The sequence below is a fragment of the Pseudomonas sp. NPDC087804 genome (genome assembly GCF_044742965.1).
Classification (GTDB): Bacteria; Pseudomonadota; Gammaproteobacteria; order Pseudomonadales; family Pseudomonadaceae; genus Aquipseudomonas; species Aquipseudomonas rustica.
Window position 1 is genome coordinate 131085 of record NZ_JBIUVN010000002.1, and the last position, 22978, is coordinate 154062.

General features: G+C 58.4%; 21 protein-coding genes and 1 pseudogene. 10 read left to right on the forward strand and 12 right to left on the reverse strand.

All coding sequences use genetic code 11. The features are described from left to right. Positions 1 to 207: 207 nt before the first annotated feature. A complete protein-coding gene (locus ACIOMO_RS07710; protein ID WP_401239662.1) occupies positions 208 to 1005 on the reverse strand; it encodes a hypothetical protein in 798 nt (265 codons plus the stop codon). Between the two features lie 852 nt (positions 1006 to 1857). Between ACIOMO_RS07710 and ACIOMO_RS07715 the strand changes: the two genes are divergently transcribed. Beyond that, positions 1858 to 2220, forward strand: coding sequence for a DUF6124 family protein (locus ACIOMO_RS07715; RefSeq protein WP_212551139.1), 363 nt, complete (start codon positions 1858 to 1860; stop codon positions 2218 to 2220). A gap of 45 nt (positions 2221 to 2265) precedes the next feature. On the opposite strand, the gene ACIOMO_RS07720 is transcribed toward ACIOMO_RS07715, so the two are convergent. Together ACIOMO_RS07720 and pseH are read right to left on the reverse strand one after the other, a co-directional pair. Next, entirely contained in the window at positions 2266 to 2634 is a 369-nt protein-coding gene (locus ACIOMO_RS07720) for a hypothetical protein (protein ID WP_401239665.1), read from the reverse strand. A 16-nt stretch (positions 2635 to 2650) separates the two neighbouring features. Beyond that, the gene (pseH, locus tag ACIOMO_RS07725; protein ID WP_212545655.1) at positions 2651 to 3202 is read right to left on the reverse strand and encodes a UDP-4-amino-4,6-dideoxy-N-acetyl-beta-L-altrosamine N-acetyltransferase; all 552 of its coding nucleotides are present in this window, start codon (positions 3200 to 3202) and stop codon (positions 2651 to 2653) included. A gap of 136 nt (positions 3203 to 3338) precedes the next feature. On the opposite strand from pseH, the gene ACIOMO_RS07730 reads away from it, so the two are divergent. Further along, the gene (locus ACIOMO_RS07730; RefSeq protein WP_159815496.1) at positions 3339 to 3554 is read left to right on the forward strand and encodes a hypothetical protein; all 216 of its coding nucleotides are present in this window, start codon (positions 3339 to 3341) and stop codon (positions 3552 to 3554) included. A 263-nt stretch (positions 3555 to 3817) separates the two neighbouring features. Here ACIOMO_RS07730 and ACIOMO_RS07735 read toward each other — a convergent pair whose 3' ends face one another. Beyond that, complete coding sequence (locus tag ACIOMO_RS07735) at positions 3818 to 4603, reverse strand: transporter substrate-binding domain-containing protein (RefSeq protein ID WP_401239669.1); 786 nt, start codon at positions 4601 to 4603, stop codon at positions 3818 to 3820. A 10-nt stretch (positions 4604 to 4613) separates the two neighbouring features. Continuing rightward, a complete protein-coding gene (locus tag ACIOMO_RS07740; protein ID WP_159815491.1) occupies positions 4614 to 5084 on the reverse strand; it encodes a hypothetical protein in 471 nt (156 codons plus the stop codon). Positions 5085 to 5249: 165 nt separating this feature from the next. On the opposite strand from ACIOMO_RS07740, the gene ACIOMO_RS07745 reads away from it, so the two are divergent. Then, positions 5250 to 5915 (forward strand): ribonuclease T2, encoded by a 666-nt coding sequence (locus ACIOMO_RS07745; RefSeq protein ID WP_401239672.1) that lies wholly within the window; start codon positions 5250 to 5252, stop codon positions 5913 to 5915. Positions 5916 to 6227: 312 nt separating this feature from the next. Continuing rightward, positions 6228 to 7796: a diguanylate cyclase gene (locus ACIOMO_RS07750; RefSeq protein WP_401239674.1), complete on the forward strand. Its 1569-nt coding sequence runs from the start codon at positions 6228 to 6230 to the stop codon at positions 7794 to 7796. Positions 7797 to 7951: 155 nt separating this feature from the next. On the opposite strand, the gene ACIOMO_RS07755 is transcribed toward ACIOMO_RS07750, so the two are convergent. Further along, positions 7952 to 8251, reverse strand: a complete 300-nt coding sequence (locus tag ACIOMO_RS07755; protein ID WP_159815834.1) for a hypothetical protein — start codon at positions 8249 to 8251, stop codon at positions 7952 to 7954. A 186-nt stretch (positions 8252 to 8437) separates the two neighbouring features. Between ACIOMO_RS07755 and ACIOMO_RS07760 the strand changes: the two genes are divergently transcribed. Beyond that, positions 8438 to 8878, forward strand: a complete 441-nt coding sequence (locus tag ACIOMO_RS07760; protein WP_053121963.1) for a carboxymuconolactone decarboxylase family protein — start codon at positions 8438 to 8440, stop codon at positions 8876 to 8878. Between the two features lie 123 nt (positions 8879 to 9001). On the opposite strand, the gene ACIOMO_RS07765 is transcribed toward ACIOMO_RS07760, so the two are convergent. From ACIOMO_RS07765 to ACIOMO_RS07775, 3 genes are all read right to left on the reverse strand, one after another. Next, a complete protein-coding gene (locus ACIOMO_RS07765) occupies positions 9002 to 10597 on the reverse strand; it encodes a DHA2 family efflux MFS transporter permease subunit (protein ID WP_401239678.1) in 1596 nt (531 codons plus the stop codon). Next, positions 10594 to 11703, reverse strand: a complete 1110-nt coding sequence (locus ACIOMO_RS07770; protein ID WP_053121960.1) for an HlyD family secretion protein — start codon at positions 11701 to 11703, stop codon at positions 10594 to 10596. The genes ACIOMO_RS07765 and ACIOMO_RS07770 overlap by 4 nt, the downstream gene beginning before the upstream one ends. A gap of 96 nt (positions 11704 to 11799) precedes the next feature. Further along, positions 11800 to 12567: an AraC family transcriptional regulator gene (locus ACIOMO_RS07775; RefSeq protein ID WP_401239682.1), complete on the reverse strand. Its 768-nt coding sequence runs from the start codon at positions 12565 to 12567 to the stop codon at positions 11800 to 11802. A gap of 98 nt (positions 12568 to 12665) precedes the next feature. Between ACIOMO_RS07775 and ACIOMO_RS07780 the strand changes: the two genes are divergently transcribed. The 4 genes from ACIOMO_RS07780 (at position 12666) to ACIOMO_RS07795 (ending at position 18068) form a co-directional block, all read left to right on the forward strand. Then, positions 12666 to 13793, forward strand: a complete 1128-nt coding sequence (locus tag ACIOMO_RS07780; RefSeq protein WP_401239685.1) for an MFS transporter — start codon at positions 12666 to 12668, stop codon at positions 13791 to 13793. A gap of 186 nt (positions 13794 to 13979) precedes the next feature. Continuing rightward, the gene (locus ACIOMO_RS07785) at positions 13980 to 14471 is read left to right on the forward strand and encodes a sigma-70 family RNA polymerase sigma factor (RefSeq protein WP_212545666.1); all 492 of its coding nucleotides are present in this window, start codon (positions 13980 to 13982) and stop codon (positions 14469 to 14471) included. Between the two features lie 88 nt (positions 14472 to 14559). Continuing rightward, the gene (locus ACIOMO_RS07790) at positions 14560 to 15543 is read left to right on the forward strand and encodes a FecR family protein (protein WP_401239689.1); all 984 of its coding nucleotides are present in this window, start codon (positions 14560 to 14562) and stop codon (positions 15541 to 15543) included. 98 nt (positions 15544 to 15641) lie between these two features. Then, positions 15642 to 18068: a TonB-dependent siderophore receptor gene (locus ACIOMO_RS07795; protein WP_401239692.1), complete on the forward strand. Its 2427-nt coding sequence runs from the start codon at positions 15642 to 15644 to the stop codon at positions 18066 to 18068. Between the two features lie 156 nt (positions 18069 to 18224). Here the strand turns inward: ACIOMO_RS07795 and ACIOMO_RS07800 are convergent, their stop codons facing one another. Continuing rightward, complete coding sequence (locus ACIOMO_RS07800; RefSeq protein ID WP_053121948.1) at positions 18225 to 19376, reverse strand: MFS transporter; 1152 nt, start codon at positions 19374 to 19376, stop codon at positions 18225 to 18227. A 239-nt stretch (positions 19377 to 19615) separates the two neighbouring features. Here ACIOMO_RS07800 and ACIOMO_RS07805 point away from each other — a divergent pair. After that, a pseudogene (locus ACIOMO_RS07805) lies at positions 19616 to 20596 on the forward strand (diaminopimelate epimerase). Between the two features lie 375 nt (positions 20597 to 20971). Here ACIOMO_RS07805 and ACIOMO_RS07810 read toward each other — a convergent pair. Together ACIOMO_RS07810 and codA are read right to left on the reverse strand one after the other, a co-directional pair. Next, entirely contained in the window at positions 20972 to 21619 is a 648-nt protein-coding gene (locus ACIOMO_RS07810) for a carboxymuconolactone decarboxylase family protein (protein WP_401239695.1), read from the reverse strand. 115 nt (positions 21620 to 21734) lie between these two features. Further along, positions 21735 to 22970 carry a cytosine deaminase gene (gene codA, locus ACIOMO_RS07815; RefSeq protein ID WP_401239698.1) on the reverse strand — a complete coding sequence of 412 codons (1236 nt, stop codon included), beginning with the start codon at positions 22968 to 22970 and terminating at the stop codon, positions 21735 to 21737. Positions 22971 to 22978 lie beyond the last annotated feature (8 nt).

The following is a 22978-nucleotide window of genomic DNA, read 5'->3' on the forward strand; positions in this document are numbered from 1 at the left end:
CCTTAAATTAAAAATTCTTATCTTTCCATTATATTATTTAATTAAACCATAAGCTTTTTTTTTTATAAAACCTGTTTCGTTCCCCCCCCCCCCCCCCCTCCATACACAATAATCCAGAATCTGGGAGCATAGCAGGTGCAAAAAATTGCTGCGTAGGTTGTTACATGCACAACAAAAAATAAGGGCTTTTAGATTGTGAATGTTCTTTTACTTTGAGAGCCAAAAGAAATAATAACCAGTCACCATTGCTATGATTGAACCAACAATTACGCACCAGAATATGTTTCTAACAAAACCTCTCCTGTTACTGATTATGCTGATTTGTTTGCCTATAAGAAAAATATTGCCCGGGAAAAAATATTGCATAATTTTCCCAAGTGGCAACAATACGCCGAAGGACAGTAGTACGGGGATGATCATGATGAATCCAGCGCGTGTGTCTCTAGGTTTGTTAGCCATATTGCTTATTATATAATTCATTTTTACGTTCAAGTCCGTACTTTCCAGTGCGGCTGACATTGGTATCGTTATGCTTACGGGGGAGTAACTGTTTGTTAATACCAACAGAATTGCGAGCATGGAAATAAACATTGCTCCAACTAAAACGTTTCTGCTTTGCAAGTTTCCGCCGAACAAAAAAGCTACTTCTTTTTGAATGTATTCCTTTAGTTCTGAAGATATTAAGTAAACCGTATCGCGATCTTCCCCGACGACGGTTAGTTTTGCGCCGTCTACGCTGTCGAATATAAGTTCGATGTTTAGGCTTTCGTCCAGATATTCAATTTTGACGGATTTTATTTTTTGAGTTGAGTCATTGCTTTCAGAAAGAACGCGATCTATTTCACTTGTCCGGTAAACAAGTGAGTCCTCTCGGAAGATTTCAAATATGATTTCTTTGTGTTTGTCTTCGGGGACGCGCTTTCTTATGTCGGAATGAATTCTTCTTATGCTTTCTTCATTTAGCTCAAATTTTTTATCAAATTTTTTAGAGACTTTCGCCGACATCAAGTTGCTCCATTGAGATTCAATATATTTTATTTATGGCTATGGAATAGAGTTTTGCCAAGACCAAAGCATCCTTTTGGTGATCGAATAAATCGATGTCCATAAAGTCTATACCAGATCAAGTAGACAGCCCATAAAGAAAGCTTGCGTAAGGTCATCAGGGTGGTACAAAACTGGTACATGAATTCTGGTGCAAGGCCAGATTGCCTGTTTCTAGGGGGGGCTAAGATTTAGTAGATCCAATCCATCATCGGGGCGACGGAGAAGCGGCGGGAGAGTGGGGCAGGTGCTGCGGTGATAGGGGACATTGGCGATTCTGGATTGGGTGGGGCTGGGAGGTGGGGAGTTTATCAGGATTGGGCTATTGGGGCTGAGTCGACTCTTACGAGCGGTTGTTCGAGGTATTTGACCGGACGCGCGCGGCGATTTTTGGAAAACGATCTGACTACTTGTCTACTGATTATGTGATGAGCTGTCGACGATTTAAACGGCGATTTTTATTTCGTTTAATTTATGTCTCCCGTTGCAAGCTGTTGCCTACAAGCGCTTGCGCCACCCCCTACACGTAAGACAGAATCCGCCGGCTTGTGCGTCTAGACCGCAGGTTCTATCGTCCTTAGGTCACTGAAAACCAGTGATCGGGTTTGGTAGCCCGCTTCGTGTCTAGATGCATTGCATCACCTGATTCAGTCGCTTTCTCAGGACTCAGATTTCATGGTGGTCATGCGTGGGGCCCATTCGTGGGCGCCGGGTTCTAGTGCGACCGGTCTACCAACCCGCGTATGGCCGCCACCCTTCGTTTGGTAGCGAGGGTGATGGTTTCTTTTAGTAATCGCGCTAGAGGTTCCATCCATGTTCAAACCAACACCAAATCCGCCCCAAACCGATCCCGCATCACCCTACGAATCTCTCGATTCAAAAAAACTACACGAAGCCGCCGAACGCGCGCTCGATCATTATCTGTTGCCCGCCGACCGCATCATGGCCAGTGCCAACCAGCCTGAACGTATGTACCTCGCCAATCCGAAGTACGACACCGAGTCCCTGTTGGCGAACGCCAGTGAAACGTTGGGCTCAGCCTCTGAAATGCTCATCAACTTTGCCGCTGCGCTAGGTTCCTCGCATCGCAAAACCGCGTTGGGTATTGCGCAGGTGGTGATGTTGGGGGAGTTGGCGGTGAATCAGGCGTTGGATAACGTTGAAGTGAAGGTGTAAAGCACATCCCTCTGTAGCGATGGGGCTCCGGTGCCACAGAGGGAGTCAGTTCGATTGTTTGAGGAGAGCGGAAAGCTCTTCCCAGGCTTCTCTATAGCTATATCGCAACCGGGCGGTGTGCAGTTTATGCAGTTGTCGCCGAATCCAGCTGTTCTTGTTTGCGAGCAGCATCTGTTCGATGTCCCGGTTTAACGAGTCGGGTTCGAAACCTGTCCAGATTGGCGGAAGTACGCATTCCAGGTTCCCGGCGCAGACGACGGCAACTTCCGAATATAAAATCTCTTTGATCTGTTCCGGATCGTGGCCTTCGACTTGTCTGGCGATGTAGGCAAATTCAACTGCGGTGTCGACAAAGATCCACGACAACGCCTCTCTGATTTTGTATAGATCGTCCGGGCTCAGTTCACGTTTCAAAATCCGGCTCCCGGCGTTAAACGGCGCTGATTCGGTCGATCACCGGCGCCAGCGCTGGACGCTTGTTTTGCCATTCCTCTTTGGTGATTCCCAGCAGGACAACGTCGATCCGAGCGCCATCGCGCAGGATGTTCTGTCGCCGAACACCTTCCACCTCAAAGCCAAACTTCTGGTGCATCTTCACCACCGCCGAGTTCATCGCCAGCACTTCGCAATTCAGCTTCTCCAGACCTGCGACACCAAATGCGTAATCGAGCATCCAGAACTCCACCACACTGCCCAGCCCTTTACCCTGCAATCCGACATCCAGATAAAACGCCCAATCCGCCGTTTTCTGCAGGACGTTGATAGCGTTCAACGAAACAACCCCAACCGCTTGCTCATCCTTGATCACCACAAACACTTGCTGGCGCGCGTTTCCATTTAAGGAGGCGAGCCAGTTAGCATGTTCCTGTTCGCTGATTTCGTGCGAGGTGTACATGTATTTGCGCACGTCCGGCTGGTTGCGCAGGGTGCGAACGTGGGCCTGAATGGCGGGGCTGGCTTCGGTGAGGGGGAGGAATTGCATGGGGATGTCCTTGTCGGGCGGAGGGTCGATTCTGAACCGCTGCTGTCGATCGGCAAAGTTTCATGTAAACGCGTGCGGGGCGGGCCTAGGATGTTGGCACAAGATCGTCGTTTTTCATCCCGAGGGGAATCGTGCCATGCGCCTGAATGTTGCCAAAGTGCTGTTGGTTACCGCTGTTGTTTCGGTTCTGAGTGCTTGTTCGGGGGCGGGTGGGTTGACCACGACCAGTTGTTTTTCTACTGATTGTCAGTCGCCGGATGGGCGCAATAATGCGACGACGTTGAAGTTTGGCGGGAACAGTATTGGCAGTAGTTTGAATCAGTACAGTTCCGGGATGTTGCATGAGGATTGATGGGGGAACACATAACTTGTGGTGAAGAATTTATACCCGATGGACTGCAAAGCAGTCCCAGACTTCTTTGACATAAGAAGCAGGGGCCGCTTCGCGACCCACCGGGGATAAATCCCCTCGCCACAGGGTTTTGTGTAAGACACAGGTTTTTGTGTGGGGCACAGGGTTTTGTGTGAGACACAGGATTTTGTCTGAGGCACAGAATTTATGTGTAAGACACAAGATCATGTGTGAGGCACAGGGTTAGTGCCAGGCATCCATAATCATTGCGGTACGGCAATCCATTCGCTCAGCGTTTGCTGGTATTTGCCGGTGGCTTTGCTCAGGTGCAGCCATTGATCGACATACTGTTTCCAGCTGATGTCATCGCGCGGCAGTAAATAAGCCTTCTCGCCGTACTGCATATATTGATGCGGGTTCACCGCGCACAATCCCGGTTTGAGTTTCTGCTGATACAGCGCTTCCGAGGCGTCGGTGATCATCACGTCGGCCTTGTTGTCGAGCAGTTGCTGGAAGATCGTCACGTTGTCGTGCAACGCCAGTTGCGCCTTGGGCAGGAAGGCGTGGACGAAGGCTTCGTTGGTGCCGCCGGCGGGTTCGACGAGGCGCACGTTGGGCTGGTTGATCTGTTCGACCGTTTGGTACTTGCTCACCTCTGAGCAGCGCACCAACGGGATCTTGCCGTCGGTGTCGAGGGTGTTGCTGAAGTAGGCTTTTTTCTGCCGCTCGAGCGTTACCGAAATGCCGCCCATGCCGATGTCGCATTTGCCGGCCTGCATGTCGGGCATCAGGGTTTTCCAGGTGGTCTGCACCCATTCGACTTTGACGCCGAGGCTGTCGGCCAGCGAGCGGGCCATGGCGATGTCTATGCCTTCGAAGTCGCCGTCAGGGCGTTTGAACGTGTAGGGCTTGTAGTCGCCGGTGGTGCAGACGCGTAACTGGCCTTGTTGCTGGACGGTGTCGAGGTGCGAAGGGAATTCCTGTGCCTGGACGCCAGTGGCCAATGTCAGCACACCGCAGAGAATCGTCGTGCTTTTCAGATTTTTCATTGCGATCACTTCAGAGCCCCAGACCTTCCTGCACCACCAACAACAAATTGTTCTCGGTCAACGCAATTGCGTCCAGCTGTTGCCCGGTTTCGATCGACTGCATCCACCAATGGCTTTCGCCATGTTCGTCAACAGTGCGCAGCAGAAAAGTGTCTCTGCCCGGCACGAGGATCTGAACCCGGCCGGCACCGTCCTCGGTAAACCGCGCAATCGGATCAAACGTAAGGCTGTGCTCATTGCCTTCGATCACCAGTTGATCCACCGCGTAATCATGGCTTTCGCCATCCGGGGAGGTTTCACACACGTGGGTCGGGTTGCGCCGGATCTTCAATCCGACTTCCGCCACGGGCTGCAACCACGCCTCGATGCGGTGGTACAGGCTGTCCACTTGTTTGGCCCAGCAATCGATCTCCAGCGTCGCATCCGCTTGGGTGTGCCGGGTTTGCTTGAGCTTCGCGGCGAGTTCGTCTGCTTTACTCATTTCGGTTCCCTTGGTTTGATGTCTGCCTGTTAATCGTAGACCTTGCAGCGGCGTACGGCCTTGCCTTGCGTCATGCGCCGGCGCTGTCAGCGTGCCTCATTCATTACAAATCACGTCAGGTCAGCATCGAAAACCACGGGTGCAGGCGTCTCAGGGAGCGGGTACATGAAAAAGCTGTTTACAATTTTCGCGCTGATCGTGCTGACGGCCGGTAGCATCGGGCTGATCTCGTCACGTCAGTCGCCGAGCCACAAGGAGCGGCCGGAAGCAGCGGCGGGGGCGTTCGATTATTACTTGCTGACGCTGTCGTGGTCGCCGACGTTTTGCCTGACGCACAAGGATGACGCGCAGTGTTCGGGCAAGGGTTACGGCTTTGTTTTGCATGGATTGTGGCCACAGTATGCGCAGGGCGGCTGGCCGCAATCGTGTCCGCCGCTGAGCAAGCTTTCGGCTGAACAACGTAGCAAAGGCCTGACGTTGTTCCCGACGCAGAAATTGCTTTATCACGAATGGCGCAAGCACGGCACGTGCAGCGGGCTCGGTGCGACTGGCTATCTTGATGCGGCGGACAAAGCGCTGGCGACGGTGAACATTCCTGAGCAGCTTCAGCCGTTTGGTGATTCCTATTACTTTAAGGCGCAGGAAATTGCTGATCTGTTCCGTAAAAGTAATCCGAAGATTCCGGCTAATGGCATTGCGGTGATTTGCAGCGGGCCGGAGTTGTCGGAGGTGCGTGTTTGTCTGGACAAGGATTTGCGCTTTGCAGCGTGTGGCAAGGGGGTGAGGACGCAGTGTCGGAAGGGGGATATTCGGGTGCCGCCGAAGCGTTGAGGCCATCTGTGGTGAGGGCGCTTGCTCCTGCTTGAGTGCTCAGCGCTCATGAGATTTTTTGGGGCCGCTTCGCAGCCCAGCGGGGATGAATCCCCTCGCCACAGGGGGGGGTGTGATGTTTGGCACTTCAGAATGGATTAACCGTAAAGAAGCAATCGAAAATAAATCTGCCAACAGCGATCATCCTAATTCGCGGCGCGCCGATACAACGGGGCGGGATCGTGGCGTTTGCCCCGAGCACCCCGGTGGACTACGCTCAGACCGTAAGGGTTTCGGGCCTACGCCCTTGTCGTACCTGCCCAGGACACGCTTTTGCCTATTCCCATTCACGATCCGCAACAGGCTCCCGGCGCGCTGAAGCGCCTGCCACTGCGTAAAGCGGCTGTGCTGTTTATCGTTGCGGTGTGCCTGTGTCTGTTCGGCTTGCTCTACCTGCAACTGGAGCAGTCGCGGCGTCAGGATCTGGCCGTGGCGAAAGTGGCATCGAGCAACCTGACCCGGGCGATGGCGCAACAGGCCGAGGACACGTTTCACTCCGCCGATCTGGTGATGACCAGTCTGGTCGACTGGATTGAGGACGACGGTTACGGCGCGACGCAGAAGCCGCGTTTGCAGAAAACCTTCGCCCGGCGCGTGCAGCAGATGGAGCAGTTGCACGGCATCTTTTTCTTCGACAAACAGGGCCAGTGGATCATCACTTCGTTCGCCGATTTGCCCCGGGGCAACGGCGTGGCCGATCGCGATTACTTCAAGTTTCATCAGCAGAATGAGTCGACGCTGGCGCACATCGGCCAGGCGATTCGCAGCCGTGAGAATGGCGAATGGATCATCCCGATCTCGAAACGCGTCAATGACCACGCCGGCAATTTTCAGGGTGTGCTGATGGCCGGGATCAAGATGGCGTACTTCGATCAGTTCTTCAAAAGCTTCAGCCTCGACGACAACGGCATCATGTTTCTGGGCCTGACGGACGGCACGCTGTTGGCGCGCCGACCGTTTGAAGAAAACCTCATTGGTACGTCGCTGGCGCAAGGGCGGATTTATCAGAAGTTGCTGCCGGAAGCCCAGTCCGGCACGGCGATGATCAGGTCGGTGGTCGATGACGTCGTGCGTTTGTATGGCTATCGGCAACTGGGGTCGTATCCATTGGTGGTCGCGGCGGCGTCGTCGCGCGACACGATTCTCAAGGGTTGGTATGAGCGCGCGTTTCAGTCCAGCGTGATCATTGCTCTGGTGATTTTGGGCGTCGGGCTGTTCGGCTGGGTGTTCATCCATCAGGTGCGCAACGGCGAGCGCATCGAGAAAAATCTGCGCCGGGCTCAGCTAGCGCTGGAGCAGATTGCGACCCACGACAGCCTGACCGGACTGGCCAATCGGCGCTTGTTCGAACGTTCGCTGGAAATTGAATTTGCCCGTGGCGCGCGGCAGGTGAGTCCGGTGAGCCTGATCATGCTCGATATCGATTTCTTCAAGCGTTACAACGATGCCTACGGCCATGTCGCCGGTGATCATTGCCTGATGCAGGTGGCGCAAGTGGTCAAGACCTGCTGTCAGCGTAAGGCGGATCTGGCGGTGCGTTATGGCGGGGAAGAGTTTGCGGTGTTGCTGCCGGACACCGACATCAACGGCGCGTTGGCGATTGCCGGGCAGATTCGCCGCAGCGTGATCGATAAACACATCATCCACAGCGGCTCGCCCACCGGGTATCTGACGGTGAGCCTGGGTTGCTATGCGTTTATTCCTAGCGGCAATGACAGTCTGGAAACGTTCATCCACCGCGCTGATGCGGCGTTGTATCAAGCGAAAAATGCCGGGCGCAATCGCGCGGCGGTGTTATCGCTGGACGGCGGAATCACCGAACTCATGCGCTCCGATCGCTAATCCAGAATCCAATACAAAACCCCTGTGGGAGCGAGCTTGCTCGCGAAGGCGCTGTGTCAGATAAACAATTTCTACCTGACACACCGCCTTCGCGAGCAAGCCCGCTCCCACATGGAATCTGCGTCAATGGATCACCACGGATGGCTCTTGTTCGTTCAGCCGCCTGTGCCACCGCCCGCGCCGCCAGTCCCGCCTCCGGCCGAACCGGTGCCACCGCCCGCGCCTGAGCCCGAACCGCTGGAACCGCCATTGGTGCCAGTGCCCGAACCTGCGCCGTCGGAACCGTTGCCGCCAGAAGGCGCGCCCGGTGTGTTATCCGGTGGCATGGTCGAGCCGCTGGTGGCGCCGGATTTGGTGCCAGTGGCGTCAGCGCCATCGTTGGCCGCGAAGCTGGCGGCCGAGGCCGTGGCGAGCAGGCCGGCGAGCATTAACGAAGTGAAAGTGCGCGTCTTCATGGTACGTCTCCAAAAAGGGGATTTACCTGATATTGGTCTGACGCGCTGAAGCGTTGGTGCCGGTCGGCTGACCAGCGGTCGATGCGTGGCCAAGTGGCCTACTGTTCTTCTGGAATATTGGCTATTTGCCGAACCACGCGCCGGGACTAACGTAGTCACACATTCACTTGCCCCCGGATACTCACCATGAAAGCTCGTACCGATTTCTACACCGCTTCCCCGGACGCCCTGAAAGCGATGATCGCCCTGGAAACCGCCGTTTCCAAACTGCCGCTGGAAAAGACCCTGGTTGAACTGGTCAAGCTGCGCGCTTCGCAAATCAACGGCTGCGCCTTCTGCATCGACATGCACACCGCCGATGCCATCAAGGGCGGCGAAACCCCGCGTCGTCTGTTCGCCGTGACTGCTTGGCGTGAAGCGCCGTTCTTCAGCGACCGCGAACGCGCCGCGCTGCTGTGGACTGAATCGCTGACCCAACTGAGCCTGACCCACGCACCGGATGAAGATTACGAAGTGGTCGCGGCGCAGTTCACCCCGAAAGAACTGGTCGACCTGACCGTGGCAATCAGCACCATCAACAGCTGGAATCGCCTGGCCGTCGGCTTCCGCAAAACCCCGCAAGCCTAAGCTGCCCACAATCCCCTGTAGGAGCTGCCGAAGGCTGCGATCTTTTGACTTTGCTTTTAAAAGACAAGATCAAAAGATCGCAGCCTTCGGCAGCTCCTACACGGGGGTGTGGTGATATCGGGGTCAATGCCCATCCGCACTCGGCGCGGCCGGTGGTTGTACCTTGCGCATCAAGGGCACCATCGCCGTGGCGATGACGAAGCAGACCATGATCATCAGGAAGGTGTCGCCGTAGGTTTGCGTTTGCGCCTCGCGGTACGTCAGCAACCACAACTGGCGCAGGCTGGCGGTGACGCCGACGTCACCGCTCTGGCCCAGCGTGGCGAAGTTGCCGCCGACCTGCGACAGCCACTGATTCATCGCCTCATTGCTGCTGTTCAGATGCTCGGCCAACCGCGTGAAATGCAGGTTGGTCCGGTCATTGAGAATGGTCGCACACGCCGCAATCCCAATCGCCCCACCGAGATTGCGCATCAGGTTGAACAGGCCCGAGGCATGCTTCAAGCGTGCTGGCGCCAACCCTCCCAAGGTCAATGTCACCGCCGGCGGCACCGCCAGTTGCTGAGCAATTCCGCGCAGTGCTTGCGGCAGCATCAATTGCCCCGCGCCCCAGTCGTGGGTGATCGGGCTGAATTCCCACATCGACACCGCGAACAACCCCAGGCCGACCATCATGATCCAGCGCAGATCGACGCGATTGGCGAGAAAGGCGTAGAGCGGAATCGCCATGATCTGGAACACGCCGGTGGAGAAAACCGCCAGACCAATGTCCAGCGCGCTGTAGCCGCGCACCCGGCCGAGAAACAATGGCGTCAGGTAAATCGTCGCGAACAGGCCGATGCCGGTGACAAAGGAAAAGAAGCAGCCGAGGGCGAAATTGCGATCCTTCAAGGCGCGCAGATCAACGATCGGATTGGCCACGTGCAACGTGCGGCCAATGAAGGCCAATCCGGCGAGCCCGCTGATCCACGCCGTGGTCAGAATCGTCTGGTCGCTGAACCAGTTCCAGCGCGGGCCTTCTTCGAGGGTGTATTCGAGGCAGCCGAGAAACAGCGCGAGAAAGACCATGCTCAGATAGTCCGCGCCCTTGAGCAGCGACAATTCCGGCTGATCGATTTTCACCAGCATCGGCACCGCCACGGCGACGAAAATCCCCGGCACCAGGTTGATGTAGAACAGCCAGTGCCACGACGAAATATTGGTGATCCAGCCGCCAATCACCGGGCCCATGGTCGGCGCCAATGAGGCGACCGCGCCAATAGTTGCCGCTGCGATTACTCGCTGTTTGCCGGTGAAGAAAAAGAACGCGGTGGTGAACACCAGCGGAATCATCGAGCCGCCAAGAAACCCTTGCAGGGCGCGAAAAGCGATCATGCTCTGGATGTTCCAGGCGATGCCGCAGAGCAGACTGGCGAGGGTGAAACCGACTGCCGACGCGCAGAACAACCACCGCGTCGAGAACACGCGCGACAGCCAGCCAGATAAGGGAATCACGATGATTTCGGCGATCAAATAACTGGTCTGCACCCACGCGGTTTCATCGGTGCCGGCGGACAATCCACCGCCGATATCGCGCAACGACGCGGAGACGATCTGGATGTCGAGCAACGCGATAAACATGCCGATGCACATCGTCGCGAAGGCGAATACCTTGGTCGCGGTGGCCATGTCCGCCGCGTTGAACGGTTGCGCAGGGGCGGCGAGGGTGGCGGCGCTCATGGCGCGACGGCCACGGCGCTGGTTTCAGGCTGGGCGCGGGTGTCGACTTCTGCTGTCACTGACAAGCCCGGACGCAGGTGGCCGAGCACGCCGTCAGCCGGGTCGAGGAGGATGCGCACCGGCACCCGCTGAACGATTTTGGTGAAGTTGCCGGTGGCGTTTTCCGGTGGCAGCACGCTGAATTGCGATCCGGTGGCGGGGGCGAGGCTGTCGAGACGACCGTGAAATTCCTGTCCGGAGAGCACATCGGCGCGGATGCTCACGCGTTGGCCGGGTTTCATCCGCGCCAATTGGTCTTCCTTGAAATTGGCATCGACCCACAAGCCGCTGGCCGGCACCACCGACAGTTGTTGCGAACCGGCCTGCGCATAAGCGCCAACCCGTGCGCGGCGGTTGCCGATCACGCCATCCACCGGCGCACGTAATTCGGTGTAGCCGAGATTCAACTGCGCCAGATCACGTTCGGCGCGAGCCTGCTGAAGGGCGGCGCGGGCCTGTTGTTTTTGCGTGTCGATCACCGCGAGTTGGCGTTGTGCGGCGAGCAGTTCGGCTTGGGCGCGGGCGCTCAAGGCTTGCGCGGTTTTGAAGGTTGCGTCGGCGCGTTGCGCACTTTCGACCGACACGGCATTGGTCGTCACCAGGCGTTTGTAGCGGGCGTTGTCGTCACGCGAGCGCGCGGTTTCCGCACCCGCCGCATCGATGCCGGCGCGGGCCTGGCCGATCACCGCTTGTTGCAGTTGTTCAGTGGCGTCGAGGTTGGCCAGCAGCGCTTCTTCGGCGGCGACGGCGCCTTCGCTTTTCGCCAGATTGGCGCGGTAGTCGCGCGCGTCGAGACGGATCAGCACATCGCCGGCCTTGACGTGCTGGTTGTCGCTGACCAGCACTTCGTCGATGTAACCGGCGACTTTCGGCCCGATCACCGTGACGTCGCCACCGATGTAGGCATCGTCGGTTTCTTCAAGAAATCGCCCGGCGCCCCACCAATGCACGGCGTACACGCCGGCGAAAATCAGCGCGAGTAAACCGACGCCCGCAAGCAGCACGCGTTTAAGCAGGGGAGGCTTGGCCTTCACCGCAACAGGTTCAAGGGTGGGCATGCTGGTCATGGCGGGTTACCTGCGCAAATGGTTCGTTATTACGGGCGTAATATGACGCAGGTAATATTTGCTGGCAATTTATTTCTAATGCCGATCGTCAGTTGTTTATTTGAGCCAGTGTCCGGGCGTGCTGCCGGTCATTGATTTGAAGAAAGCGATAAACGCGCTGTCGCTGGCGAAACCCAGTTCAAACCCGCAATAGCTGAGGCTGCGCCCGGTGGCGAGCAATTCCATGGCACGCATCAACCGCCATTGCTGGCGCCATTGTTGATAGCTCATGCCGGTTTCGCGCTGGAAGATCCGCCCGATCGTGCGGCTGCTGGCGCCGATCTGTTGTTCCAGCGTTTGCATCTCCGGGGGTAATCGTTCCGGCGTAGTCAGCAGCGGCGCCAGACGCTTGTCCCGAGGCAGCGGCAACAACATCGGTTGCTGCGCCGCTTCGGCGATTTCGCTCAGGCACAAACCGAGTAAATGGGCGAATTTGCCCTGTTGCCAATCGGTGTCGAAATCCGCTGTTGCGATCGGCTCCAGCACGGAGCGCAGCAGTGGGCTGACTTCGATCACGCAGACTTGCTGCGGCAGCTCGGCGCACAGTTCGGCAGTCAGGTAGATCGAACGGTAATCGACACTGTGCTGCATCACCGCGCGATGACTCACGCCCGGCGGAATCCACGCCGCCCGCGACGGTGGCAACAGGCACAATTGCTGGGCGAGGGTGATGCGCGTGCAGCCCTGGCGGGTGAATAGCAGTTGCCCGCGTTGATGTTGATGCAGGCCGGAATCGTGATCATCACCCAGGGTCGCGGCGATGCCGATCACCGGCGCGCGGTAACTGTCAGCGTCAAACGTTGCGTGGGCATCGAGCCAGGCCATGGGTTGTCCGATTTCAGCGATAAGTTGGCAGGATTCGGATAATACGCCAGTCGCCGCTTCTTAAACTCCTCTGCGGTTTACTTGAGGAGTCACGAAGTATGAACAACAGAAATCTGTTGCTGCTGGCAATCGCGCTGCTGATGTTTCCGCAGATTGCGCAAACCCTGTACAGCCCGGCGCTGGGCGATATCGGACGGGTGTTTGACGTCGGCCCCGAAGCGGCGGCGCAAACTTTATCGGTGTATTTCCTCGCGTTTGCCGTAGGCGTGGTGGTGTGGGGGCGGTTGTGCGATCGCATCGGCCGGCGTCCAACGATGCTTGCAGGGCTGGCGATCTATGCATCGGCGACGGTGATCGGCTTGCGGGTTGGCAGTTTTACCGGGTTGTTAGCGGTTCAAGCGGTGGCGGCGTTTGGTGCGGCGGTCGGCTCGGTGGTGACGCAAACCGTATTGCGCGACCGCTTCAAGGGCGCAGAACTCGCGCAGGTTTTTTCAATAATGGGCATCGCGCTGGCGGCCAGTCCGGCGATCGGTTTGTTCAGCGGTGCCAGTCTGGTGCAAGCCTTTGGTTATCGCGGTGTCCTCGGCGCTTTGCTAGTGCTTGCCGTGCTGCTCTTGCTGTGGAGTATGTACACCCTGCCGGAAACCCGGCCGGAGCAACTGCCGCCGGTGAGTCTGTTTGAAACCCTTGGGCGCATGTTGCGTGACCTGGGTATCTGGCGTTCGGCGTTGTGGATTGCCTCGTTCAATGTGGCGCTGTTCAGTTATTACAGCCTCGCGCCGTTCCAGTTTCAGCGGCTGGGCTTGAGCGACACGTTGTTCGGCTACAGCGGCGTGATCCTCGCGCTGGGCTCGGGGTTCGGCGCGTGGTTCAACAAGCGTTTGTTAAAGGCCGGGGTCGCGGCGATGCAGTTGATTCGCCTCGCGGCTGTCAGCGGTTTGCTCGGTGGTCTGGGCGTTTGGTGGTTGCAGGACAGTGCGGCGTTTGTGCTGCCGATGTTGCTGATCGTGCTGGCGTTCGGTATGGCGATCCCGAATATTCTGGGGATGGCGCTGGTTGATTATTCGGATCGATTGGGTACCGCCGGGGCGTTGTTGGGGTTGTTCTATTACCTGTTGATTGGCGCGGGGTTGATGCTTGCCGGTTGGTCTCAGGCGCTTGGTGAAACCTTGATTGCGTGCAGCGCCCTGGCGTTGCTCCTGACGATAAAGTCAGCCGCTAAATGATCACTTTGTAGGAGCTGCCGAAGGCTGCAATCTTTTGATTTTGTCTTTTTAAATACAAAGTCAAAAGATCGCAGCCTTCGGCAGCTCCTACAGGGGGAAAGTACGCAGGCAACGGAATGAATTGCCGGGGTTAATAGGAAGCATTACTATTCACGCCCCTTTCCTCAGCACGCCGCCCATACCCCCATGCGTCCCCGCAGACCCGGCTTTTTCGAGCATTACGAAGAGTTGATCGGCACCTGGACTCGTCGCCTGCGCAATCGCGCGCAGGCCGAGGATCTGGCGCACGATACCTTTGTGCGGGTGCTCGAATCGGATTCAGCGGCGGTGCAGCAACCTCGGGCGTATTTGCATCAGACCGCGCGCAATATCGCGGTCGACGGTTATCGGCGTGAGGATCGGCGGGGTGCCATGGAGTCGGAGGCGATCGATCACAGTGCGTCGTCGTCCGGCGACCCGGAGCATTACATGCATGCGATCCAGCTGGCCGACTCCATCGAGCGCGCGCTCAGCGAGTTGCCGGTCAATTGCCGGAAGATTTTTGTCTGGCAGAAGATCGAAGGCCTGACCCAGGCGGAAATCGCCGAACGCCTGGGCCTGTCCAAGAACATGGTCGAAAAGTATATGATCCGCACCCTGCGGCATTTGCGTGATCGCCTGGACGGGTTGCAGTCGTGAATGGGCGTTATGGCGAAAAGATCGCAGCCTTCGGCAGCTCCTACAGGGGGCTGTGTGTGTTTATATTCCCGGCCGGACAGGACATTCCATGATGGATACTCGTGATTGCGCGTGCGGGCAAACAACGGTGCGCGATGATGCGGCGCGCTGGTTTGTGCGTTTGCAGGAGCCGGTGGTCAGTGCCGACGAGCAGCAACGCTTCGACGCCTGGCTGAATGAGCATCCGCAGCACCGTGACGAATTCCAGTTGCTTCAAGGCCTGTGGACGGCCGCTGATCTACTGCCGGCGCCACGCCTCAAAGCTTTGGTTGAAACTCCACCGACGCGCCGCGAACGACGTCCGTTGTTGCGTTATGCCGTGGCCGCGAGTGTGGTGGCAGTGGCACTCGGTCTCGGTCTGTTCAGCGGTTTGAATCATCCGGGCGGTTACAGCGCCGAATTCAGCACCGTGTTGGGCGAGCGCAAACACGTAGCGCTGCCGGACGGTTCGGTGATCGATCTGAACAGCCGTAGCCGCTTGCAGGTGCGCTTCGAAAAAGATCGGCGGTTGATCGAATTGAGCGAAGGCGAGGCGATGTTCAGTGTTGAGCACGACACCTTGCGACCGTTCGTGGTCGAGGCCGGCAACGGCAAGGTCACGGTCACCGGCACCCGTTTCGATGTGCGCCGCGACGTCACGCAAACCCGCGTGGCGGTGGAGCAGGGCACGGTGAAAGTGCAGGGCCACAATGCGCCGGATAACCAATTCATCAGCCTCACCGCAGGCCTCGGCACCTACGTCGATGCCCAAGGCAAAGTCGCTGCCGCCTACGCGGTCAACCCGGCAGAGCTGACGGCGTGGCGCAGCGGCAAACTGGTGTTCAACAACGCCAGCCTCAGCGAAGTGGCCGCGGAAGTGTCGCGTTATCGCGAGAAGCCGCTGACCGTCAGCAACCCTGCGGTGGCCAGTCTGCGCCTGACCAGCGTGTTCAAATCCGACAACACCGAAGCCTTGCTCAAAGCCTTGCCGAGCATCTTGCCAGTGGCCGTTCGCACCCATGCGGATGGTAGTCAGGAAATAATTTCAAAATAAAATTCAGGTTTTTTTCGAGTTCATCGTCTTCCTGTTCAACTGCAACTGGTTTGCATTAACAGCCGCACACTCTTGCGATCCACAGGACTACGTTCGACGTGAAAACCACCACTGCCCACAATAAAAAATCCCCTTGGTTGCCGCTGGCCCTCGCGCTCGCGGTCAACGCTGCGATGCCGCTGGCGTTTGCCGGTGAAGCGATTCATATCCGCGCCCAGCCATTGGGTCAGGCGCTGAGCGAACTGGGCCAGCAAACCTCGCTGCAAGTGTTTTTCAGCCCTGATCTGGTCGCCGGCAAACAAGCCCCGGCCGTCGATGGCGACATCTCCCCGGAGCAGGCGCTGCGTCAGTTGCTGCAAGGCAGCGGTCTGGATTATCAGATCAACGAAGGCTCGGTAACGCTGTCGCCCGCTGCGACTTCCGCTGCGACCAACGGCCCGCTGGAACTGGGCGTGACCGACATCAAAGTGGTCGGCGACTGGCTCGGTGATGCCGACGCCGCCGTGGTGCAAAACCACCCCGGCGCACGCACGGTGATTCGCCGCGAAGCCATGGTCGAGCAAGGGGCGATGAACGTCAGCGACGTGCTTAAGCGTGTGCCGGGCGTGCAGGTGCAGGATTCCAACGGCACCGGCGGCAGCGATATTTCGTTGAACGTTGGCGTGCGTGGTCTGACGTCGCGCCTGTCGCCGCGCTCCACGGTGTTGATCGACGGCGTGCCGGCAGCGTTCGCGCCGTACGGTCAACCACAACTGTCGATGGCACCGATTTCATCCGGTAACCTCGACAGCATCGACGTGGTTCGTGGTGCCGGTTCCGTGCGTTATGGGCCGCAAAACGTCGGCGGCGTGATCAACTTCGTTACCCGCGCGATCCCGGAAAAAGCCACCGGTGAAATCGGCACCACCCTGGAAACCACGCAGTACGGCGGCTGGAAACACATCGACACCGCGTTCCTCGGCGGCACCGCCGACAACGGCATGGGCGTGGCGTTGTTGTATTCCGGCGTCAATGGCAACGGTTACCGCGAGCGCAATAACGGCAACGACATCGACGACGTGCTGCTCAAGACTCACTGGGCGCCGACCGATCAGGACGACTTCAGCCTCAACTTTCACTACTACGACGCCAGCGCCGACATGCCCGGCGGTCTGACGCAGAAACAGTACGACGACAAACCGTACGACTCGGTGCGCGATTACGACCAATTCAGTGGTCGCCGCAAAGACGTGTCGTTCAAGTGGATTCGCCAGATCGACGAACGCACCCAAGCCGAAGTGCTCACCTATTACACCGACAGTTTTCGCGGCAGCACCATCGCCGCCCGCGATCAGAAAACCCTCAGCTCGTACCCGCGTTCCTACTACACGCTGGGCATCGAACCACGGGTATCGCGGGTCTTCGATGTCGGCCCGACCAGCCAGGAAGTCAGCGTCGGTTATCGCTATTTGAAAGAGGCGATGCACGAGCAATCGAGTCGTCTGGCGCTGGTCAACAATCAGCCTGTCGTAACGCCGACGTCTGACGGCCACGTCTTCCAGGATCGCACCGGCGGCACCGAGGCCAACTCGGTCTACGTCGATAACAAAATCGACGTCGGCAACTGGACGATCACGCCGGGTATTCGCTTCGAACACATCAGCACTGACTGGCATGATCGCGCCGTGCTCGACACCGCTGGCAAACGCGTGCCGGAGAAAAACCGCAGCATCGAAAGCAACGAACCGCTGCCGGCGCTGAGCGTGATGTATCACCTGTCGGACGCGTGGAAACTGTTCGCCAATTACGAAACGTCGTTCGGCAGCCTGCAGTATTTTCAGCTGGGGCAGGGCGGTTCGGGTGATCAGACCGCCAACGGTCTGGAGCCGGAAAAGGCCAAGACCTACGAAATAGGCACACGCTACAACGACGATGTGTGGGGCGGTGAAGTGACGCTGTTCTACATCGACTTCGATGACGAACTGCAATACATCAGCAACGACGTCGGCTGGACGAATCTTGGCGCGACCAAGCACCAAGGACTTGAAGCGTCGGTGCATTACGACATGGCGGCGCTGGATCCGCGTCTTGATGGCCTGACTGCCAACGCTGGTTTTACTTACACCCGCGCGACTTATGAAGGTGAAATTCCGGGCTTCAAGGGCCGTGATCTGCCGTTCTATTCGCGTCAGGTGGCGACGGTGGGTTTGCGTTACGACATCAACCGCTGGACGTACAACATCGACGGCTTTGCCCAGTCGAAACAGCGTTCGCCGGGTACCGGTGTCAACGCCGATGGCAGCTTCAACGGCAACTACATCACCGAGGGCACGGCGGACGGGCAGTACGGCGACATTCCGGGTTACGTGACCTGGAACGTGCGTGGCGGCTATGACTTCGGGCCGCAGGTGTCGAATTTGAAGTTGGGCGCGGGGGTGAAGAATATCTTCGACAAGCAGTATTTCACCCGCTCCAGCGATAACAATTCGGGGATGTATGTGGGCGCGCCAAGGACGTTCTTTGTGCAGGCCAGCGTTGGTTTTTAAAGCATAAGATAACTGATCGTTCCCACGCTCCGCGTGGGAATGCAGCCCGGGACGCTCTGCGTCCAAAAGCGGACGCGGAGCGTCCATTGAGGCATTCCCACGCAGAGCGTGGGAACGATCTCATGTAGGAGCTGCCGCAGGCTGCGATCTTTTGCTTCAGACTTTCAAGACTTTCCCGCCAATCGCGACGGCCACCAACAGCACCGCCATCAGCCCAAAGGCAAAGCTCAAACTGCTGGCGTGCGCGACAAAGCCAATCACCGCCGGCCCCGCCAAAATCCCCGCATAGCCCAACGTGGTAATCGCCGGCACCGCGATGCTTTCCGGCATCACCGTCTGTTTGCCCACCGCCGTGTACAGCACCGGCACGATGTTCGAGCAACCGGCGCCGACCAGCGCATACCCGACCAATGCCGCTTCCCAGCTCGGTGCGAACGTCGCCAGAAACAAACCGCCCGCCGCCAGCAGCCCGCCAAACAGAATGATCCGCGTGGCGCCGACGATCCGCACAATCCGGTCACCCATCAAGCGTCCCGCCGTCATGGTCAACGCGAATGCCGCGTAACCCAATCCCGCATAGGCCGTGTCGATCCCGCGTTCCTGCGCCAGAAACACCGCGCTCCAGTCCAGCGCCGCGCCTTCGGTGAGGAAGACGATGAAGCACATCCCGCCGATAAACAGCACGATGCCGTGGGGGATGGCGAATGCCGGGCCCGAGCTTTCGCTGCCGTAAGGCAGCATGTGCGGCACGCATTTGCACAGCGCCGCGATCAGCACCACGACCACCACCAGCATCGCGGCGAGCGGCGTCAGGCCGAGGCCGAGCAGGGCGCTGACGCCCGCCGCACCGACGATCCCGCCGAGGCTGAACAAGCCGTGAAAGCCCGACATCATGTTCTTGCCGCTGGCACGTTCGACGATCACCGCTTGCAGATTGACCGTCGAATCCACCGTGCCGAGCCCGGCGCCGAACATGAACAACGTGGCGACCAGCGCAGGGATCGATGACACCGTCGCCAGTAACGGCAACGCCGCGCAAATCAACAACGTGCCGCCCGTGGCCACGCGCCGACAGCCGAAGCGTGTGGCGAGAATCCCCGCCAGCGGCATTGCCAGAATCGAGCCGACGCCCAGACACAACAACAGCAAACCCAACGTGCCCTCATCCAGTCCGGCGCGCGCCTTGGCGTACGGCACCAACGGCGCCCACGCCGCGATGCCGAGCCCGGCGATGAAAAAGGCGATGCGCGTGGACATCTGTTGCAGGCGTCCGGGGACGAAGGTGGCTTGGGCGTTGAGGCTGGTCATATCGATCCTTGGCAAAAAACTTCGCGTCCCCGAAGGACAGTGATACGGCGTCGAGGTTCGATCGCCCGTCATTCGAGGAAATACAGACAACATCCTACCTTCTCCTGTAGGAGCTGCGGCACGCTGCGATCTTTTGATCTGTGTTTTCAGGATCAGAATCAAAAGATCGCAGCGTGCCGCAGCTCCTACAGGGGAATGCGGTTTACAGTTGGTTTTTTCGGTTGCGGGGATTACGAGTGATGACGCAGTTTTATGATGCGCGGGGCAATATCTACGGTGTGGTTTCGCCGCAAGCCTTGCGCGAGGCGGGCATTGATCTGCCTGCCAGCGCTGCCGAATGCGCATCCTTGCGCCAGTCCTGGACTGAGGCCGCTATCAAACGCTGCTGCGACTGGCCCGATGGCCAGCGCCCAGCCAACAGCAAATCCCACCGCAGCGACGGCCTGCTGATCGGCCCGTTCCAGACCTCGCCGCCGTTCGATGTGCTGATCGTCAACACCGACGGCACCCTCGCCGAGCGCAGTGGCAACGGTCTGACGATTTTCTCCCAGGCAGTGACCGAGCAAGGATTGCTGCGGGAGGAGGGCGCGTTGTTGCGCGTTCATCACGACAAAGGTGACGCGGTGGAAACGTCGGTGAAGCCTGCCGACGTCGCAGGTGTGCAAGGCTTCTGGCTCGATCTCGGTCAAGCGGATTTCGGGCCGTGCGCGGTGGGTGCGCAGGGCGTTGAAAGTGTTGATTTCAATAGCCGGGAGGTCAGCAGAATTCAGCCATTGGCGGCACTTGATCCGACCTGGGAGCACAGCCAATTTGTGCGCATCGGCAATCCACATTGCGTGACGCTGCTTGGCGACAAGTCGGCGTTGCCGAGTAACGAACAGATGCGTGAGTCGCCACTGAATGAAGGCCTGACCCAGATCGCTTATGCCATGCCGACCGGCGCTGGCGACCCGTGTACGGCGGGCGTCAATCTGCAATGGGCGGCACGTGATTCCGAGCAACGCATCGTCGCGCGCGTCTTCGAACGTGGCGAAGGGCCGACGGCGTCATCAGGCACCAGCGCCAGTGCGGTCGCGTGTGCGGCATGGCGGGTGGGTTGGGTTGAAGCAGGATAAGTGCAGGTGGTCATGCCCGGCGGCACGGCACCCATTTTGCTGGAAGCAATCGACGGCGAGCAGGTGCGCGCCAGATTGTTTGGTACGGCGCGGTTGATCGGCTGAACTCGAAACCGCCATCGCTGGCAAGCCAAGCTCCCACAGGGTTTTGTGCTGAACACAAACATCATGTCCACCCACATAACCCCTGTAGGAGTGAGCCTGCTCGCGATAGCGGACTACCCTTCAAATCATATGTTGCCTGACACACCGCAATCGCGAGCAGGCTCACTCCTACAGTGGCTCAGATGTGAACACAAACACCAGTCCAAATACATAACCCTGTGGGAGCGAGCTTGCTCGCGAAAGCGGTATGTCAGTCACGTTGATGTTGAATGTGCGGGCCTCTTCGCGAGCAAGCTCGCTCCCACATTGGATTTAGGTGCATACAAATAATGTGTTCACCCCAAAACCCTGTGGGAGTTTGGTTTGGTCACCCTGTCAGTGGGCCTTGAACAACGTCACCGACACCACCTGCTCACCCTGCACCTCCAACCGCAGCAATGCGCGGGGCGACGGCTCATCCTCGAAACATTCAACAATCACCGCGTGCGCCGAACTGGCCTGCAATGCCAGCTGCCGCGCATGTTTCAACAGGCGTTTCACCGCTGCACTGACCGGCATCGGCGCGTGCCCGCCGCGCACTTGCTCACAGAATTCCAACGCGATTTCACGGGGTGTCGGTGCCGGCGGTGATGCCAACCCAGACTCGTCGAACAGCCGATTGAGTTGTTCCGCCGCACTCACCGCCCGCGGAAACCCTGCGAATGCCGAGGCCTGCAACAGCACCTCAGTCATTTCACCGGGGGCCAACCCCGAGGCCAGTCCTGTTTTGAGGTGCACACTCAATGGCGGGCCGACCATGCCCGACGCCACGATGGCGGCAAACGACACCGCTTCCCGCAGGCGCGGATCGAGGCCAGGGCGGGCGTGCAAATGCCCATAGACCACGCCAACCGCCAATTCACCCAGCGCGGGCACGGTGTGAAACAGCGCATCGAGCCGAGCGCCGCCGTCGAGTACAAGTTCGGTAAACGTCTGTCGGCCTTCGTGGTACAGCGAGGCCATGGGCGAGGGTGTGTGGTCCATTGGAAAATCCTCAAGAAAATGAGGATGGCGGCTGATCAACTACGCACGAACTTCAGCATGAAGGAGCATCCATCGCAGGGGTTGCCGGCGTCATTGCGACGCCGGTTTCTTCACCTTAGACGAACTCCACCACCGGCATCTGCCGTTTCATCAGCACTTTGCCGGCGCGAATCGAATACAGCGGCAAACCCTGACTGCGGATCACCTCATAATCACTGTCCGCCGACAGAATCAGCAGGTTCGCCGGACGCCCCTGTTCCAGCCCATAACGCTCGCCCAGATGCATCGCTTTGGCGCTGTTGTCGGTGACCAAGTCCAGCGCACTTTGCAGATTGCGATAACCGAGCATGTGGCAGATATGCAGACCGGCCTCAAGTACACGGAGGATGTTGCCGTTGCCCAGCGGATACCACGGATCGACGATGGAATCCTGACCGAAACACACGTTCATCCCGGCTTCGAGCAACTCGTTCACCCGGGTCACGCCACGGCGTTTCGGGAAGTTGTCGAAGCGCCCTTGCAGGTGGATGCTTTCGGTTGGGCAGGAGACAAAACTGATCCCGGAATGCCCGAGCAGACGGAACAGTTTCGCGCAGTAAGCGTTGTCGTAAGAGCCCATCGCCGTGGTGTGGCTGGCGGTGACGAGGGCGCCCATGTCGCGGCTGCGTGCTTCTTCGGCGAGTACTTCGAGGAAGCGTGAGTGTGGGTCGTCGGTTTCGTCGCAATGCACGTCGACCAGGCAACCGGTGCGCTCGGCCAGATCCATCAGAAACTTCACTGAACTGACGCCTTGATCGCGGGTGTACTCGAAATGCGGAATGCCGCCAACCACGTCGGCGCCCATGCGAATCGACTCTTCCATCAACTCGCGGCCATTGCGGAACGACTCGATGCCCTCCTGCGGGAACGCGACGATTTGCAGGTCGATCAGGTGACGGCTTTCTTCGCGCACTTCGAGCATGGCTTTCAGTGCGGTGAGTTGCGGATCGGTGACGTCGACGTGGGTGCGCACATGCTGGATACCGTGCGCGGCAAGGGTTTGGATGGTTTTCTTGGCGCGGGTCTTGGTGTCTTCTTCGGTGATGGTGACCTTGCGCTCGCCCCAGCATTCGATGCCTTCGAACAGCGTGCCGCTCATGTTCCAGCGCGGTTCGCCGGCGGTGAGCGTAGCGTCGAGGTGAATGTGCGGCTCGACGAAGGGCGGCACCACCAGATTGCCGCCGGCGTCGAGGTCGTCGGGGCCCAGCGTCGGCGCTTCGGTCTGCCGAGCGATGCTGCTGATCAGGCCGTCTTCGAGGTGCAATTCGTGCAAACCTTCCTGGTTGCGCAAACGGGCGTTGATGATGTGCATCAGGCGAA

What these genes read in the sequence shown, in the direction of transcription:
- ACIOMO_RS07790 (WP_401239689.1), top strand. Translation starts at nt 14,560, where the DNA reads ATGATGGATACTCGTGATTGCGCGTGCGGGCAAACAACGGTGCGCGAT.
- ACIOMO_RS07745 (WP_401239672.1), top strand. Translation starts at nt 5,250, where the DNA reads ATGAAAAAGCTGTTTACAATTTTCGCGCTGATCGTGCTGACGGCCGGT.
- ACIOMO_RS07810 (WP_401239695.1), bottom strand. Translation starts at nt 21,619, where the DNA reads ATGGACCACACACCCTCGCCCATGGCCTCGCTGTACCACGAAGGCCGA.
- ACIOMO_RS07780 (WP_401239685.1), top strand. Translation starts at nt 12,666, where the DNA reads ATGAACAACAGAAATCTGTTGCTGCTGGCAATCGCGCTGCTGATGTTT.
- ACIOMO_RS07800 (WP_053121948.1), bottom strand. Translation starts at nt 19,376, where the DNA reads ATGACCAGCCTCAACGCCCAAGCCACCTTCGTCCCCGGACGCCTGCAA.
- ACIOMO_RS07740 (WP_159815491.1), bottom strand. Translation starts at nt 5,084, where the DNA reads ATGAGTAAAGCAGACGAACTCGCCGCGAAGCTCAAGCAAACCCGGCAC.
- ACIOMO_RS07735 (WP_401239669.1), bottom strand. Translation starts at nt 4,603, where the DNA reads ATGAAAAATCTGAAAAGCACGACGATTCTCTGCGGTGTGCTGACATTG.
- ACIOMO_RS07730 (WP_159815496.1), top strand. Translation starts at nt 3,339, where the DNA reads ATGCGCCTGAATGTTGCCAAAGTGCTGTTGGTTACCGCTGTTGTTTCG.
- ACIOMO_RS07715 (WP_212551139.1), top strand. Translation starts at nt 1,858, where the DNA reads ATGTTCAAACCAACACCAAATCCGCCCCAAACCGATCCCGCATCACCC.
- ACIOMO_RS07755 (WP_159815834.1), bottom strand. Translation starts at nt 8,251, where the DNA reads ATGAAGACGCGCACTTTCACTTCGTTAATGCTCGCCGGCCTGCTCGCC.
- ACIOMO_RS07765 (WP_401239678.1), bottom strand. Translation starts at nt 10,597, where the DNA reads ATGAGCGCCGCCACCCTCGCCGCCCCTGCGCAACCGTTCAACGCGGCG.
- pseH (WP_212545655.1), bottom strand. Translation starts at nt 3,202, where the DNA reads ATGCAATTCCTCCCCCTCACCGAAGCCAGCCCCGCCATTCAGGCCCAC.
- ACIOMO_RS07710 (WP_401239662.1), bottom strand. Translation starts at nt 1,005, where the DNA reads ATGTCGGCGAAAGTCTCTAAAAAATTTGATAAAAAATTTGAGCTAAAT.
- codA (WP_401239698.1), bottom strand. Translation starts at nt 22,970, where the DNA reads ATGCACATCATCAACGCCCGTTTGCGCAACCAGGAAGGTTTGCACGAA.
- ACIOMO_RS07775 (WP_401239682.1), bottom strand. Translation starts at nt 12,567, where the DNA reads ATGGCCTGGCTCGATGCCCACGCAACGTTTGACGCTGACAGTTACCGC.
- ACIOMO_RS07760 (WP_053121963.1), top strand. Translation starts at nt 8,438, where the DNA reads ATGAAAGCTCGTACCGATTTCTACACCGCTTCCCCGGACGCCCTGAAA.
- ACIOMO_RS07785 (WP_212545666.1), top strand. Translation starts at nt 13,980, where the DNA reads ATGCGTCCCCGCAGACCCGGCTTTTTCGAGCATTACGAAGAGTTGATC.
- ACIOMO_RS07770 (WP_053121960.1), bottom strand. Translation starts at nt 11,703, where the DNA reads ATGACCAGCATGCCCACCCTTGAACCTGTTGCGGTGAAGGCCAAGCCT.